This window comes from Agrococcus sp. Marseille-Q4369, assembly GCF_018308945.1.
Lineage (GTDB): Bacteria > Actinomycetota > Actinomycetes > Actinomycetales > Microbacteriaceae > Agrococcus.
On the sequence record NZ_CP070501.1, the window covers coordinates 1,492,652 to 1,508,342 of the forward strand.

Genomic DNA, 15,691 nt, shown 5'->3' on the forward strand with positions numbered 1-15,691 from the left:
AGCATCAGGGGGATCGACGCGGTGATCCCGACGATGCCAGAAGCCCGTCAGATTGTCGACAGCAGCTGCTGCATCTCAGCGATCTCCGCCTCCTGATCCGCGACGATCTGCTCGGAGAGCGCGAGCGCCTCGGTGTTCTGACCGTCTTCCAGCTCGGTCTGCGCCATCTCGACGGCGCCCTCGTGGTGCGCGATCATGAGCTCGAGGAATCGGCGATCGAACTCGACCCCGGAGAGGCCCGCGAGCTCCGCCATGGCCTCCTCCTGGCTCATGCCGTCCATGTCCATCCCGCCGTGGTCCATGCCGCCCATGCTCATGGTCTCCTCGCCCCACGCCTCGAGCCACGAGGTCATCTTCTCGATCTCGGGCCCCTGGGCAGCGGAGATCCCCTCCGCGAGGGATCGGACCTCTTCGCTCGCCGCCCGCTCGACGGCGAGGTCAGCCATCTCGATGGCGCCCTCGTGGTGGACGATCATCATCTGGGCGAACATGGTGTCGGCGTCGTTGTGGCTCGCGCCGGCCTCCCCGGTCGAAGACGCGGTCGGTGCAGCGCTTGGAGGTGTCGCATCGGGTGTCGTGGTGCTGCTGGCGCCGCTGCAGGCGGCGAGCGCGAGGGACACCACGATCGCGGTGCCGGCGACGGCACCGAGCTTGCGGATGCTCTTCATCAGGTTCATCTCTCCTCGAGTGTTCGCAGTGCGGGGTCTCCGCCGGTCCGGGACCGCGGCCCGGATCGGTGGTGCCGGGACTCATCTGCCCAGAGCGTCCGCACTCGGTTCACCCTCATGTCTACCGAGGATGCGGAGTCCCGGGTCCGTTCGGGTGAGCGACTTCACGGAACCTTCATGACCCGGCCCCGAGACTGCACGACCCGTCCGGCGCCAAGGGCAGCTCGACCGCGATCACCGTTCCCTGTCCTGGCCCGCCGCTGGCGGCACTCACGGAGCCGCCGTGGGCCTCCGTGATCGCCCGGACGATGGCCAGCCCTACCCCCGAGCCGCCGTGAGCCCGATCGCGCGCGGTATCGACGCGGTAGAAGCGATCGAAGATGCGGGGCACGTGCTCCTGCGGGATGCCCTCCCCGTCGTCCCGCACCGTGATCCGGAGCAGGGCGCCGACGCGAGCAGCGCCGAGGCGCACGTGACCACCGGCCGGGGTGTGCCGCAGCGCGTTGTCCAGCAGGTTCGTGAGCACTTGACCCAGCCGATCGACATCGGCGTCGAGCAGTGCAGCGGCGGCGCTCGGTGGTACGTCCACGCTGAACGCCACGCCTGCGGCGACGGCACGGCCGATGATCTGGGCGGCAGCGTCATCGAGGACCCGCCCCGCCGGCACACGGGTGCGCCGCATGGCGAGCCGCCCCTCCTCGGCCGTCGTGACGAGCGCGATGTCCTGGCTCAGGCGAGTGAGGCGCGCGACCTGTGCTCGCAGCATCTCGATGGTCGGTGCGTCGGCACGGGCGACGCCATCGCGAATGGCTTCGAGGTAGGCCTCGAGCACGGCGGCCGGCGTCCTCATCTCGTGAGCGAGCTCGCTCAGCATCCGGGTACGCGCGACCTCGAGCCCCGCCAGGTCGACCGCCATGCGGTTGAACGCCCGCGCGAGCTCGTCGAACTCCGACCCCATGCCGAGCAGCGGAGCGCGAGCCGAGTAGTCGCCGACCGCGACCTGCTCCGCCGCGCTGCGGACCCCGGCGAGTCGGCGCTGGATCCGGCGCGCGAGGAAGGCGCTGATGACGATCGACGTGACGGCGGCGGCGACGAGCGCCAGTGAGAGGCTCAACGCCGAGGCGGTGCGGAAGGCTTCTTCTGCGTGCCGATTGACGGCCGGGTCTGCGGTCCCGGATTCGAGCAGGTGCGCGTGGAAGATGGGCGGCCCCACGGCTGAGCCCACGGCCCACGCGGTCAGAGAGCCGACGCCGACCGCGATGGCGATCGCCGCCAGCAGGCGAGCGCGCAGCCCCCTCGCCTGCAGCCTCGAGCGACCGACGAGCGCCCACCGACCCTTCACCGACCGGCGCCCATGCGATAGCCGACGCCGCGCACGGTGCGGACGAAGTCGGGGGCGGCCGGGTCATCCCCGAGCTTGCGGCGCACGTGCGCGACGTGGACGTCGACGAGGTGCTCGTCCCCGACCCAGTCCGATCCCCAGACTGCATCGATGATCTCCCTGCGGGAGAGCGCGAGCTCTGGCCGGGTCGCGAGCGCCATCAGGACGTCGAACTCCGTCCTCGTCAAGCGCACCGGCCGGCCATCGACCAGGGCCTCCCTGCCCGCTGCATCCAGCGTGAGGCTGCCGAACGTGAGTGGCGGCTCGGCCGCTCGCCGAGCACGCTCGCGCGGCCGTCGCATCATCGTCTTCACGCGTGCGACCAGCTCGCGCGGGCTGAACGGCTTGGTGAGGTAGTCGTCCGCGCCGACCGCGAGCCCGACCAGCTTGTCGACCTCCTCCGCGCGCGCGGTGAGCATCACGACGTAGCAGTCGGAGAACGTCCGGAGCGCGCGGCACACCCGGACCCCGTCCGCGCCCGGAAGACCGAGATCGAGCACCACGACGTCCGGATCCCATTCGCGGGCGATGGCGATCGCATCCGCGCCGTCGCCAGTCGTGCGGACCTCGAACCGTCCTCTCTCGAGGTAGGTCGCGACCAACCGGGCCAGCGGCTCCTCGTCCTCGACCACGAGCACCCGGGGTCCGACGTCGGCCGAGGTCACCATCCCCTCATCCTGCCCGAACCGCGGGATGCGTGCCGGGGCGTGCGCATCGCCGTCCGATGTCGATGCGCTTCCATCAGGCTGCGCGAGCGGAGCTGCTCGCGGCGCGTGGAGTCAGGTGAGCAGCTCGCGCACGCGCTCGCGGCCGATCGCGAGCAGGAGCGTGGGGATGCGCGGGCCGGTCTCGCGGCCGACGAGCAGTCGGTAGAGCAGCGCGAAGAACGCGCGCTGCGCGCCCGAGAGCTCCTTGTCGCCCTTCACGATCGCGTCGGGCTCGAGCCCGCGCTGCACCTTCGCGACGCCGTACGCCTGGTTCGTGAGCCCGTCGAGCGTCCACGCCTCCTCGATCGGCGGCAGGCCCCCGCCGCCGTCGAGCAGCAGCCGGAGCGCATCCCGCTCCCCCTCGGTGAGCGCGTCGAGCGCCTCGCGGTCGGGCTCGGCGCGCACGATCGTGTGCTCGTCGGCGGGCATGTGGGTCGCGACCCACGCCTCGACCCGGTCGAGCCGCGGGCGCAGCTCGTCGAGGTCGGTGATCGGATCGTCGGCGTCGAGGCCGCGCAGGATCCGCAGGACCTGCGCCTCGTCGCCGAAGGTGATGTCGACGACGGATGCGAGGGTGCGGTAGGCGACCCGGCGCGGCGTCTCGGGGAGCCGCTCGTGCGCGGTGGAGGTCGCGCGCTCGAGCGCGGCGAGCTCGGCGGGCTGGGCGGTGCCGGCGGCGGCCTTCCGCGCGAGCGCGTCCCACTCGTCGTAGGTGCGCTGCAGCTCGGAGCCGAAGGCGACGTCGAACGACTGGTTCATGCGGCGGCGGGCGTAGAGCCAGCGCAGCACCGGCGCCTCCATGACGGCGAGCGCGTCGGCGGGCACGGGCGCGCCGCCGCGCGAGGAGGACATCTTCGCGACACCGCCGAAGCCGACGAATGCGTACATCGGGCCGAGCGGCCGCTGCCAGCCGAACACCGGCGCGAGCTCGAGCCCGACCTGGAACGACGAGCCGGGCGACTGGTGGTCGACGCCGCTCGGCTCGAACACGACGCGCTCGAACGCCCAGCGCATGGGCCAGTCGACCTTCCAGACGAGCTTCCCCGAGCGGAACTCGCGCAGCAGCACCGTCTCGCGGTGCCCGCACTGGCACGCGTACGTCATCTCGCTCGAGTCGTCGTCGTACGCCTCGATCGTCGTGAGGTCCTTGTCGCAGCTCGTGCAGTAGGGCTTGTAGGGGTAGTACTCGGCACCGCCCGAGCCGTCGCTCTCGCGCGCCGCGCCCGAGGAGGCGTCGAGGGCGCGCTGCAGCTCCTCGTCCTCGTCCCTCGCGGCGGGCAGGGTGCGGAACTGCGCGAGGATCGCGTCGATCTCGCGGCGGTGGCGCATCGCGTGCAGGATCTGCTCGGTGTAGGCGCCCGCCCGGTACTGCTCGGTCTGGCTGATGCCGCGGTAGCGGATGCCCGCCTCGGCGAACGAGGCCTCCGCGGCGCTGCGGAAGTGGGCGGCCCACGACTCGTGCTCGCTCCCGGGCGGGGCGGGCACGCTCGTGAGCGGCTTGCCGATGTGCTCGGCCCACGACTCGTCGACGCCCTCGATGCCGGCCGGCACCTTCCGGAAGCGGTCGTAGTCGTCCCAGCTGAAGATATGCTCGGCGTCGATGCCGCGGCGCTGCAGCTCGTCGACGACGAGGTGGGGGCTCATGACCTCGCGGAAGTTGCCGAGGTGGATGGGGCCGGAGGGTGAGATGCCGGATGCGGCGACGGGCTTCGTGCCGCGCGCTGCGGCCTCGGCGACCACCTCGTCGGCGAGGCGCGAGACCCAGTCGGCGCGCTCGTGCTCGGCGGATGCGCCGGCAATCTCGGCATGGGCGGTCGGCGTCTCGGTCACGACTCCCGATCCTACCGAGCGCCGTCCGCTCGGGCGCCGGAGCGCATCCGCCGCCTCGCGCGTCAGGAGATCTCGAACACCGTGTTGTCGATGAGGCGCACCCTGCCGACGCGAGCGGCGAGGAGCACTTGCGCGCGGCCCCGGTGGTCGTCGGGGGCGTGGAGGAACGTCGCCGGGTCGACGACGGCGAGGTAGTCGAGCTCGACGCCGGGCTCGCGCTCGAGCTCGGTGCGGGCGGCCGCGAGCATCGCCTGCACGCCTCGGTCGGCGGCAGCGCCGGCGGCCTCGAGCGCGCGGGAGAGGGCGAGCGCGTCGGTGCGCTCCGCCGGCCGCAGCAGCCGGTTGCGGCTCGAGAGGGCGAGTCCGTCGGGCTCGCGCACCGTCGGCACCCCGATGACGCGCACCGGCAGGTTGAGGTCGCGCACCATGCGGCGCACGAGGAAGAGCTGCTGCGCGTCCTTCTCGCCGAACACGGCGACGTCGGGACCGATGATCGAGAGCAGCTTCGTCACGACGGTGAGCACGCCGTCGAAGTGGCCGGGTCGGCTGCTGCCCTCGAGCACGCCGCCGAGGTGCCCGGCGGTCACGAGCGTCTCGGAGCGGCCGCCGTCGGGGTACATCTCGTCGACCTCGGGCATGAAGAGCGCCTCGGCGCCGAGCACGATGAGCTGCGCGGTGTCGGTCTCGGGCGTGCGCGGGTAGCGGTCGAGGTCCTCGTTCGCGCCGAACTGCATCGGATTGACGAAGACGGAGGCAACGACGGTGTCGGCGTGCTCGCGCGCGGTGCGGACGAGCTCGAGGTGGCCCTCGTGCAGCGCGCCCATCGTCGGCACGAGGGCGATGCGGCGCCCGGCCGCGCGCTCGGCGGCGACGAAGGCGCGCGCTTCGTCGACGGTCGTCAGGCTCTGGATGGGCTCGGGCACCAGCCAAGGATAGGCGCGGGCGGGTGCGGGGCCGGTTCGGCGCCCCGCGGCTCGGCGCTCGACCGGCCGGCTGCGCGGCTGAGCACCGACAGCCGGTCGGCGCCGCAGCCGACCGGTCGAGCGGGGCTCAGGGCTCGAGCGGAGGGTCGGGATAGCGCGCGAGCGCCGTCTCGACCGCGGAGCGGACGACGCCGCCGAGCACGCGCCCGGGCCGCTCGACGCCGAGCTCGTGCAGCTGCCGCAGCGCCCCCGCGACGATGCCCTCGGCGAAGTCGCGAGCCGCGCCGATCGCCTCGGCGTACGCGGGCCGGTCGGCCTCGTCGACGACGATCGGCTCGGCGCCCATCTCGACCGCGAGCGCCTGCCCGATCGGCAGCACGGGCCCGGGCGCGGTGACCGCGATCGTCGACTCGAGCAGCCGCGAGAGGTCGAGCGACGTGCCGGTGAACGACATCGCGGGGTGCAGCGCGATCGGGATCGCGCCGCGCTCGCGAGCGGGCCGCAGCACCTCGACGCCGTGCTCGGGGGCGGTGTGCACGACGAGCTGACCCGGCTGCCAGGCGCCCGTCGCGGCGAGGCCCGCGACGAGCGCGGGCAGCTCGGCGCTCGGCACGGCGAGCAGCACGAGCTCGCTGCGCTCGACGAGCGTCGGGGTGTGGAGCATCGGCACGCCCGGCAGCAGCGCCTCCGCGCGGTCGATCGCGTCGGCGCCCGTCGCGACGATGCCGACGATCGCGTGGCCGGCGCCCGCGAGCGCCGCGCCGAGCACCGGCCCGACGCGGCCTGCGCCGACGATGCCGACGCCGAGCCGGCCGGGCCTGCTCGTCGCGTCCGCGGCGCTCACCGGCCGCTGCCTGTCTGCTGGTCAGCGCCCATCGCGAGGGCGGCGCCAGCGCGCGTCGGGGTCGGTCGCGGATGCGTCGGGCGCGCTCGCGGGAGCCTCCCGCGTCGCGTCGCGGGGAGCCGGCGGCTGCGGCGCGGGCCGCCACGTCGCCGGCGGCTGGGGCGCGGAGCCCTGCGGCTGCGGCGCCGAGCCGGGTGCCAGCGGCATCGGCGCGGACGGCTGCTGGGCGCCCTGCGCGTACGGCGGTCGCCCCGGCGCGAACGGCTGCGGCTGCGCGGGCGGCCACGGCTGCTGCTGCCCCGGCGCGAACGGCTGCTGCTGCGCGGGCGGCCACGGCTGCTGCTGCCCCGGCTGCCACGGCTGCGCGGCTCCCGGCGCCTGCGCGCCCGGCCATTGGGCGCCGACCGGCGCCGCCATTTGCGGCCGCCCCGCGGGACCGCTCGGCGGCGCCATGAGCCCGTCCTGCACCGCGGGTGCCGTCTCGAGCACGGCATTGCGGGAGAGCGCGCTCGCCCACGACTCCGACGCATCCCGGTCGATCGCGACCTTGATCGAGCGCATCGCGTGCTCGAACAGCGTGCTCGCGTCGCCCTGGTCGATCGCGCCGATGCCGGGCGAGAGCACCGTGTCGGGCACGTGGAGCTGCACGCGCGCGAGGCGGGCGAGCCCGTAGATCGGGCCCTGCTGCAGCGCGACCGACTGCACGCGCGCTTGCGGCACGAGGTGCATCGAGCGCCAGATGCGGCCGTGGCGCAGCAGGAACGCGGCGTCGTGCACGTGGAAGCCGTTGCGCTTGAGCGAGAACCACCGGAACGCGCGCGCCCGCGGCGGGCTGACGACGAACGCGTCGGGCGCCTGGCCGAGGAGGCCCGCGTCGATGAGCGGCGAGCGGGCGAGCTCGGGCAGCACGAGCCCCACGACGGTGCGCACGTCGCGCAGGTCGCCGACGGGCAGCAGATAGCTGGCCATCTGGCCGCTCCCGCCCTGTCCCGAGCCGTCGGGCTTCATCTTGCCGGCCCGCGTGAACGTCACCTGCCACCACCCGAACGGGCGCCACAGGAGCGGCTGCTTGATCTGCAGCGCGAAGATGCGGCCCGGCGGGATGATCTCGGTCGTCGTCGACGCGAGGCCGTACGCGAGCCGGATGCCGTCGGGCGTCGCGGCGATCGAGTAGCGCAGCTTCGAGCCGAGCGACTTCATGCCGGCGGCGAAGAACGCGAACGCGCCCGGCAGGAGCGCGAACACCGCCCACCACTGCTGGAAGCCGACGATCACGACGAGGGTCACGACGAGGTAGAGCACCGCCCACACGATCGTGCCGTCGAGCAGCGACGAGAGGGCGATGCGCTGCGTCGGGATGCGCACGAGCGAGTCGGGCGCGAGGTGGGCGATCTCGGCGTCCGGGCGCAGGAGGTCGTCGACGACCGTGGCGCCTCCGGCTGCGCCGCGCTCGGCGGCGAGCCGCTCGGCGTCGGCGGCCGAGCGGCCCGACGCGCGATCCATGATCTGGTACCGCAGCGCATCCGCCACCGACGAGCTCAGGTAGTTCAGGTCGACGTTCGAGTCGTTGCCGGCCTGCTGCACCTCGAACTTGCACGCCCCGAGCAGCCGCGCGAACCATGGCTTCTGGATGTTGATCGCCTGGATGCGCGCGAGCGGCGCGCGGCGGTGCTTCTTGACGAGGATGCCCTGCTGCACCTCGACGGCGTCGCCCGTGATGCGGAAGCGGTGCACGCGCCACGCGACCCAGAAGAGCGCGACGGCCAGCACGACGAGCGCGATGACGCCGAGCAGCACCCACAGCAGCTGCTCGACGATGAAGTCGCCGAAGGGGTCCTCGTTGAACTCATCGAACTCGTCGGGCACGAATGCGGTGAGGAAGCGGTCGCGGAACGTCGAGATGAGGATGCCGAGCACGATGATGAGCGCGAGGCCGCCGCGCAGCAGCGGGGTCGCGGGGTGCAGCCGGTGCCACTCGCCGTCGACGAGCTCGATGGCCTTCCGGTGCGCCTGCTGCTGCGCGCTCGGGGCGGCGCCCGGGCCCGGCTGCTGCTGGATGCCGAAGGCGGGCGGATGCGTCGGCGCGCCCTGCTGCCGCCAGCCCGGCGCCGGCTGCGGCTGCGGCCACCCCGCCTGCGGGTGCGAGCCGGGGCGCGGCTGCTGCGGGTCGGTCACAGGCCCGCCCGTCGCGACTCGGAGACGTCGACGAGGTGGTCGCGCAGCTCCTCCGCCGTCGAGCCGGGCATGCCGGGGATCGTGATCGCGCTCGACGCGGCCGCGGTGACGAACTTCAGGGTCTTGAGCCCGAACATCCGCTCGATCGGTCCCTGCGTGATGTCGACGATCTGCATGCGGCCGTACGGCACCGCGACGAATCGGCGGAAGAGCATGCCGCGGCGCACGAGCAGGTCGTCGGCGCGCTGCAGGTAGCCGATCGTGCGCGTGCGCAGGAACGCCCACACGGCGCTCGCGATCGAGAGCACGACGGCGGCCGCGATCGGGATCCAGCCCCACGGCATCGGCAGCTGCTGATCGTTCGCGAACCAGATCGGCACGGTCACGCCGATGCCGAGCACCGCCCAGCCGATCACGCTGCCGATCGAGTCGACGAGGGCGTAGCGCATGCTGACGCGCTGCCACTCGCCGGGGACGTCCAGGCGCTCGGCCACAGTTCCTCCTCTGCCGGTTCCCCGGCGATCGATCCAGGCGTGGCCCAGGCTAGCCGCCCCGCGCCCGTCGGTCCGTCTGGGATACTCGTCGGATGACTGCCGATACCACGCCGCGCAAGCGCCAGACCGGCCGATGGGTCGCCGTCGGCATCGTCGGGGTCATCGTGCTCGCGCTCCTCGCCGCGATCGGCTGGTACTTCCTGCGCGTCAACCCGTCGCTGCAGCAGGTCGAGACGATCGAGACGGCCTTCCCCGAGGAATCCCTGCGGCCGACGGTCGAGCCGGTCGAGGGCAACGCCCCCGTCAACGTGCTGCTGCTCGGCAGTGACTCGCGCGCGACCGACGGCTCGCTGCTCACGGGCCTCGGCGACCGCGCCGACACCATCCTCGTCGCCCACATCCCGCCCGACCGCGAGACGGTGCAGATCATGTCGATCATGCGCGACTCGTGGGTCGAGATCCCCGGCCACCCGGGCATGCGCAAGGTCAACGCGGCGCTCGCGCTCGGCGGGGTGCCGCTCATGGTGCAGACGGTCGAGGGCATCATCGACCAGCGCATCGACCACGTCGCGGTGATCGACTTCGAGGGGTTCAAGGGGCTCACGACCGCGCTCGGCGGCGTGACGCTGCAGAACGACATCGCCTTCAGCGAGGGCGCCTACTCGTTCCCCGCGGGCGAGATCACCGTCGAGGGCGACGCGGCGCTCGCCTACGTGCGCGCCCGCTACCCCTTCAGCGACGGCGACTACCAGCGCGCCCACAACCAGCGGGCGCTGCTGCGCGGCGCGATCGAGCAGCTCATGACGCGCGAGAACCTCACGAACCCCGACCGGCTCGCCGACATCTTCGCGACCGTCTCGCCGCACATGGCGATGACCGACACGCTCTCGCTCCCCGTCGGCGTCCAGCTCGCGACGCAGATGGCGCAGCTCGACTCGTCGCGCGTGCAGACCTTCACGATGCCGACGCTCGGCACCGGCATGGAGGGATCGCAGTCGGTCGTCTACGTCAACTGGGACGGCGTCGAGCAGATCCGCGAGGCGTTCGACGCAGAGTCGATGACGAGCTTCCAGCCCGCTCCCGAACGCTAGGCCGGCTCGGGCGCCGACGCGCTCGGCGCGGTCTCGTCGTCGTCGGGCGGCAGCACGCACCACGACTCGGCGACGATTCCCGCGACGAGCTGCAGCAGCGCCCCGACGAGCACGACCCCGAGCGCGACGAGCGCCTGCTCGGCGATGGCCGGGCGGGTCGAGAAGAAGCCGATCGCGCCGAGCGCGGCTCCCGCGAGCAGCGCTGCGAGCGTCGAGGATGCCTTGGCGAAGCCGAGCACGCCGGTCGCGTGCCGGTAGTCGATGCGTCGTGTGCCGCGCCCCGCTTGCCGCACGGGCCACGCGACGATGAGCAGCACGCCGCCCAGCACCGCGAGCGCCGGCCCGAGCGTGAGCGGCGGCACGAGCGCCGCGCGGCCGGACATCACGAGCACCGCCTCGAGCAGCCAGCCCGCGAGCGCCGCCGCCACGACGAGCAGCCCGACGACGAGCGGGCTCGTGCGAGTCACGGCAGCTTCCACGCGTCGCCGTGCGCGTAGTCCGCGAGCTCGGCGATCGGCCCGTGGCCGGGGATCGACGCCCGCGGATCGACCTCGAGCCACGGCTGCAGCACGAACTGCCGCTCGTGCGCCCGCGGGTGCGGGATGACGAGCCGGTCCTCGGCGTGCTCCATCTCGCCGATCGCGACGATGTCGATGTCGATCGTGCGGCTGCCCCACCGCTGCGAGCGCTCGCGGCCGAGCGCCGTCTCGACGGCCTGCACCGCGTCGAGCAGGTCGACCGGCTCCATCGTCGTGCCGACGATGACGACGATGTTCACGTAGTCGGGCGAGAGCCCCTCGCCGTCGGGGTGCCACGAGGGCGACTCCCACGCGCTCGAGCGGAGCAGGACCCGGATGCCGTCGATCGCGTCGAGGGCGCGCACGGCCGCGTCGATGGTCGCGACCCGGTCGCCGAGGTTGGCGCCGAGCGAGAGGACGGCGCGGCGCTCGAGCTGGAGCCTCATCCGATCCTCCACCGCGCCAAGGAGACGGCCACGTCGGCGAACGGTACGGCGATGGGGGCGTTCGGCTTGTGGACCGTCACCGACGCCCGCTGGACTCGCTCGTCGTCGAGGCAGACGCGGGCGATGCGATCCGCGAGCGTCTCGATGAGGTCGACCGGGTCGCTCGAGACCGCGGCGGCGACTCGCTCGGCGAGCTCCCCGTAGTGCACCGTTCGGCGGACGTCGTCGCTCGCCACGGCCGCCGCGAGGTCGAGCTCGAGGTCGACGTCGACGACGAACTCCTGGCCATCGCGGCGCTCCTCCGGCAGCACGCCGTGGTGGCCGCGCGCGCGGATGCCGCGGAGAGAGATGCGGCTGGCCCGGTGCACGAGCTCGTGGGGCTCGCCGTGACGCGTGGGCTGCAACCCGGCAGCCGCATCCTGCATCGACTCGAGTGCCCGCAGCGCCGAGACCGTCGACGCGACATCGTGCACGCGCACGGCTGCAGCGCCGCCCTGCGCCGCGAGCAGCGATGTCGCCGCCGTCGCGGCGTCGCGCTCAGCCGCGTCCGCGCCGTCGGGCAGCAGCGCGCCGAGGAAGCGCTTGCGGCTCGTGCCGACGAGCACCGGCAGCTGCAGCCTGGCGATGAAGTACAGGCCGGCCAGCAGCCGCCAGTTGTCGCGCGGCTCCTTCGAGAAGCCGAACCCGGGGTCGACGAAGATCCGGTCGCGCTCGATGCCCGCTTCGACCGCGGCATCGATCCGCGAGCTGAGGTGGTCGGCGACCTCGCCCACCACATCGTCGTAGTGCGTGTCCCGCGTCACGTCGATGCCGCGCGAGTGCATGAGCACGATGCGTGCGCCGCCCTCGGCGACCGCGTCGAGCATCCCCTCGTCGTGCAGGCCCGCCGTGACGTCGTTGACGATCTCGGCGCCAGCGGCGACGACGGCGCGGGCGGTGGATGCGTGGATGGTGTCGACCGAGACGCGGATCCCCTCGCGCACGAGCTCCTCGACGACCGGCAGGATGCGCGCGAGCTCCTCGGCCGGATCGATCGGGTCGGCGCCGGGCCTGGTCGACTCGCCGCCGATGTCGATGACGTCGGCGCCCTGCGCGCGGAGCCGGCGCGCGTGCGCGATCGCCGCGCCGGGGTCGACGTAGCGGCCGCCGTCGCTGAACGAGTCGGGCGTGACGTTGAGGATGCCCCACACCTCCGTCATCGCTACCTCCGCTCCCCGATGAGGGCCATGATCTCAGCCCGCTCGATCGGCTCGGCGAGCCGGCCGCGGCTCGCGACCGTCACCGTCGACGAGTTGACCTGCCGCGACCCCCGCGCGCCGACGCATCCGTGGACCGCGTCGACGACGACGAGCACCCCCTCGGGCTCGAGGCCCGCGACGAGCGCGTCGGCGATCTCGTCGGTGAGCCGCTCCTGGATCTGCGGCCGCGAGGCGATCGTCTCGACGACGCGCGGGATGCGGCCGAGGCCGACGATGCGGTCGCCGGGCAGGTAGGCGACGTGCGCGATGCCCGTGAACGGCAGCAGGTGGTGCTCGCACATCGAGCGGAACTCGATGTCGCGCAGCAGCACCATCTCGCCCCGCTCGCCCGTCAGGTCTGAGGTGTCGAGGTGCGCCGAGGCATCCTCGCCGACGCCCGCGAAGTACTCGGCGTACGCCTCGGCGACCCGGCGCGGCGTCTCGGCGAGGCCCGGCCTCGCGGGGTCGTCGCCGATCGCCGCGAGCAGCTCGCGCACGGCCGCGGCGACGCGCGCCCGGTCGATGGCCATCAGCCCGCGGGCTCGGTGGCGACGTCGGGCTCGACGACCTCGTCGACGTGCTGCGACACCGGCAGCTCGATCGGCGGTCGATCGCTCACCGGGCGGTCGGGGTGCGAGAGCCACTGCGGCCGCTCCGGCAGCTTCTCGACGTCGTGGAAGATCTCGGCGAGTCGGATGTGGTCGAGCGTCTCGCGCTCGAGCAGCTCGCCCGCGAGCCGGTCGAGCACGTCGCGGTTCTTGTTCAGGACCTGCCACGCCTCGGTGTGCGCCTGCTCGATGAGCGCGCGCACCTCGCGGTCGACGGCCTCCGACAGCGACGGCGAGTAGTCGCGGCCGCCACCCATGTCGCGGCCGAAGAAGGCCTCCGACTGCGCGCTGCCGAGCTTCACGGCGCCGATCGCGGCGGTCATGCCGTACTCGGTCACCATCTTGCGGGCGATGCCGGTCGCCTTCTCGATGTCGTTGCCGGCGCCGGTCGTCGGGTCGTGGAAGACGATCTCCTCGGCGACCCGGCCGCCCATCGCGTAGGTGAGCTGGTCGAGCAGCTCGTTGCGGGTGACGGAGTACTTGTCGTTGACCGGCAGCACCATCGTGTAGCCGAGGGCGCGGCCGCGCGGCAGGATCGTCACCTTCGTGACCGGGTCGGAGTGCCGCATCGCTGCCGCCGCGAGCGCGTGGCCGCCCTCGTGGTAGGCGGTGATGAGCCGCTCCTTGTCGTTCATGACGCGCGTGCGGCGCTGGGGGCCCGCCATCACGCGGTCGACGGCCTCGTCGAGCGCCTCGTCGGTGATCTGCGTGAGGTTGCCGCGCGCGGTGAGCAGCGCCGCCTCGTTGAGCACGTTCGCGAGGTCGGCGCCGGTGAAGCCGGGAGTCTTGCGCGCGAGCACCGACAGGTCGACGCCCTCGGCGATCGGCTTGCCCTTCGCGTGCACCTTCAGGATCGTCTCGCGGCCCTTCATGTCGGGGGCGTCGACGCCGATCTGGCGGTCGAAGCGGCCCGGGCGCAGCAGCGCGGGGTCGAGGATGTCGGGGCGGTTCGTCGCGGCGATGAGGATGACGTTCGTCTTGACGTCGAAGCCGTCCATCTCGACGAGCAGCTGGTTGAGCGTCTGCTCGCGCTCGTCATGCCCGCCGCCCAGGCCCGCGCCGCGCTGGCGGCCGACGGCGTCGATCTCGTCGACGAAGATGATCGCCGGTGCGTTCTCCTTCGCCTGCTCGAAGAGGTCGCGCACGCGGCTCGCGCCGACGCCGACGAACATCTCGACGAAGTCGGAGCCCGAGATCGAGTAGAACGGCACGCCCGCCTCGCCCGCGACGGCTCGCGCGAGGAGCGTCTTGCCGGTGCCGGGAGGGCCGTAGAGCAGCACGCCCTTCGGGATGCGCGCGCCGACCGCCTGGAACTTCGACGGGTCCTGCAGGAACTCCTTGATCTCGCCGAGCTCCTCGACCGCCTCGTCGGCACCCGCGACATCCGCGAACTTCACCTGCGGCATGTCCTTCGAGATGAGCTGGGCCTTCGACTTGCCGAACTGCATCACGCCGCGGTTGCCGCCCGAGAGCCGCGTCATGAAGAAGTAGAAGAGGGCGCCGAGCAGCAGCACCGGCAGCAGGATGCTGAACAGCGACAGCAGCCAGTTGGCCTGCGGCACCTCGTCGATGTAGCCGTTCTCGGGGTTCGCCGCGGTGATCGCGTCGACGAGCTCCTCGCCGCGCGGCTCGACGTAGTAGAACTGCACCCGCTCGCCGTACTCCTCGTGCGGCTCGCTGAGGGTGAGGTCGACGCGCTGCTCGCCGTCGACGATGCGCGCTTGCGCGATGTCGCCGTCGGCGATGAGCTGCATGCCGACGTCGGTCTGCACGGGCCGGTACTGCGGCGTCATGAAGAAGCTGAACGCGATGCCGACGATCAGGAGCGCGAGCACGATCCACGGGATGGGTCCGCGCAAGAACCTCTTGAAGCCCTTGTCCTTGTCCTTCTCAGTCGCCATTCGGACAGGCTATCGCCGCAGTCGGTGCGCCCATCCCGTGTTCGCTGTGGGCGGGCTGGCCGCTATCCCTCGAGCAGCTCGAGCGACATGACGATCGCCCGGAGCGTCGCGTACTCGGGGTCGGCGACGTACTGCTGCGCGGCGTCGAGCGAGGCCACGGCCCACGGCGAGCCGTCGCCCGAGCCGCTCGCGACGACCTCGGAGCCGAAGGACACGATGCCCGCGGACGTCTCGATCGCGTTCACGATCGGGCACTGCGGCCGCTGCGCGGCGTCGGCCGGCAGCAGCCCCATGCTGAAGACCCACTGGTCGCCGAGCTGCAGCGCTGCGGCGCCGTACGCAGCGCCGGCGACGCCGTCGATCGCGACCTCCTGTCGGTCGAGGCCGAGCGTGCGCCACCCGACCGGCGTGCCGGAGCCGTCGACGCACGTGCCGTCGCCCGTGTCGGGGTCCTCGGCGTAGCCGAGCTGCCGCTGCCCCGCGGGGCTGAGGACCTCGAGCCCGCCCGGCGCCTCGGCCACGGTCCACTCGGCCGGGATGCGGAAGGTCGCGCTGCCGCTCGGCACGGGGACCTGCTGCCAACCGGTCGTGTCGACCCCGGCGATCTCGGCCGGCAGCGACGACTCGACCTCTGGCGGCGCCTCGGCCGCGGGCGCCGTCGGCGGCGGCGCGGTGATGCCGGGCGGGATGGAGGGCCCGGCGTCGGGATCCGGCGACGGCGTGCCCGAGCAGCCGACGAGCACGAGCGCCACTCCGAGGAGGGCGAGGGGCGCGAGCGGACGGCGGAGCGGCTTCACGCGACCATCGTCCCAGACGCGCGCGCGAGCGCCGCTGTGAGCGCGCCGCCCTGCGGCGATCGCGCGAGCG

15 protein-coding genes are annotated in these 15,691 nt (G+C 73.0%); 1 reads left to right on the plus strand and 14 read right to left on the minus strand.

The genetic code is table 11. From position 1 onward, the window contains the following. Positions 1–47: 47 nt before the first annotated feature. From JSQ78_RS07465 to JSQ78_RS07500, 8 genes are all read right to left on the minus strand, one after another. The gene (locus tag JSQ78_RS07465; RefSeq protein ID WP_211446768.1) at positions 48–668 is read right to left on the minus strand and encodes a DUF305 domain-containing protein; all 621 of its coding nucleotides are present in this window, start codon (positions 666–668) and stop codon (positions 48–50) included. A 175-nt stretch (positions 669–843) separates the two neighbouring features. Then, positions 844–2,010, minus strand: a complete 1,167-nt coding sequence (locus JSQ78_RS07470) for a HAMP domain-containing sensor histidine kinase (protein WP_249295522.1) — start codon at positions 2,008–2,010, stop codon at positions 844–846. Then, positions 2,007–2,717 carry a response regulator transcription factor gene (locus tag JSQ78_RS07475; RefSeq protein WP_026373201.1) on the minus strand — a complete coding sequence of 237 codons (711 nt, stop codon included), beginning with the start codon at positions 2,715–2,717 and terminating at the stop codon, positions 2,007–2,009. The genes JSQ78_RS07470 and JSQ78_RS07475 overlap by 4 nt, the downstream gene beginning before the upstream one ends. 111 nt (positions 2,718–2,828) lie before the next feature. After that, positions 2,829–4,586, minus strand: coding sequence for a lysine--tRNA ligase (locus tag JSQ78_RS07480; protein ID WP_249295523.1), 1,758 nt, complete (start codon positions 4,584–4,586; stop codon positions 2,829–2,831). Positions 4,587–4,648: 62 nt separating this feature from the next. Then, positions 4,649–5,509 carry a pantoate--beta-alanine ligase gene (panC, locus tag JSQ78_RS07485; RefSeq protein WP_502756120.1) on the minus strand — a complete coding sequence of 287 codons (861 nt, stop codon included), beginning with the start codon at positions 5,507–5,509 and terminating at the stop codon, positions 4,649–4,651. Between the two features lie 127 nt (positions 5,510–5,636). After that, positions 5,637–6,353, minus strand: a complete 717-nt coding sequence (locus JSQ78_RS07490) for a DUF2520 domain-containing protein (RefSeq protein WP_211446770.1) — start codon at positions 6,351–6,353, stop codon at positions 5,637–5,639. A gap of 21 nt (positions 6,354–6,374) precedes the next feature. Beyond that, positions 6,375–8,528, minus strand: coding sequence for a PH domain-containing protein (locus JSQ78_RS07495; RefSeq protein WP_211446772.1), 2,154 nt, complete (start codon positions 8,526–8,528; stop codon positions 6,375–6,377). Continuing rightward, a complete protein-coding gene (locus tag JSQ78_RS07500) occupies positions 8,525–9,022 on the minus strand; it encodes a PH domain-containing protein (protein ID WP_249295524.1) in 498 nt (165 codons plus the stop codon). Before JSQ78_RS07500 ends, JSQ78_RS07495 begins: the two co-directional genes overlap by 4 nt. Positions 9,023–9,114: 92 nt before the next feature. On the opposite strand from JSQ78_RS07500, the gene JSQ78_RS07505 reads away from it, so the two are divergent. Beyond that, positions 9,115–10,113: an LCP family protein gene (locus JSQ78_RS07505; RefSeq protein WP_211446774.1), complete on the plus strand. Its 999-nt coding sequence runs from the start codon at positions 9,115–9,117 to the stop codon at positions 10,111–10,113. Here the strand turns inward: JSQ78_RS07505 and JSQ78_RS07510 are convergent. The 6 genes from JSQ78_RS07510 to JSQ78_RS07535 form a co-directional block, all read right to left on the minus strand. After that, positions 10,110–10,580 (minus strand): DUF3180 family protein, encoded by a 471-nt coding sequence (locus tag JSQ78_RS07510; RefSeq protein ID WP_211446775.1) that lies wholly within the window; start codon positions 10,578–10,580, stop codon positions 10,110–10,112. The genes JSQ78_RS07505 and JSQ78_RS07510 overlap by 4 nt on opposite strands. Next, positions 10,577–11,077, minus strand: coding sequence for a 2-amino-4-hydroxy-6-hydroxymethyldihydropteridine diphosphokinase (gene folK / locus JSQ78_RS07515; protein WP_211446777.1), 501 nt, complete (start codon positions 11,075–11,077; stop codon positions 10,577–10,579). Before folK ends, JSQ78_RS07510 begins: the two co-directional genes overlap by 4 nt. Continuing rightward, positions 11,074–12,276 carry a dihydropteroate synthase gene (gene folP, locus JSQ78_RS07520; RefSeq protein WP_211446778.1) on the minus strand — a complete coding sequence of 401 codons (1,203 nt, stop codon included), beginning with the start codon at positions 12,274–12,276 and terminating at the stop codon, positions 11,074–11,076. Before folP ends, folK begins: the two co-directional genes overlap by 4 nt. A gap of 2 nt (positions 12,277–12,278) precedes the next feature. Further along, a complete protein-coding gene (gene folE / locus JSQ78_RS07525) occupies positions 12,279–12,845 on the minus strand; it encodes a GTP cyclohydrolase I FolE (RefSeq protein ID WP_211446779.1) in 567 nt (188 codons plus the stop codon). Continuing rightward, positions 12,845–14,824 carry an ATP-dependent zinc metalloprotease FtsH gene (ftsH, locus tag JSQ78_RS07530; RefSeq protein ID WP_211446780.1) on the minus strand — a complete coding sequence of 660 codons (1,980 nt, stop codon included), beginning with the start codon at positions 14,822–14,824 and terminating at the stop codon, positions 12,845–12,847. The genes folE and ftsH overlap by 1 nt, the downstream gene beginning before the upstream one ends. 62 nt (positions 14,825–14,886) lie before the next feature. Beyond that, complete coding sequence (locus JSQ78_RS07535) at positions 14,887–15,621, minus strand: hypothetical protein (protein WP_211446781.1); 735 nt, start codon at positions 15,619–15,621, stop codon at positions 14,887–14,889. Between the last annotated feature and the right edge of the window lie 70 nt (positions 15,622–15,691).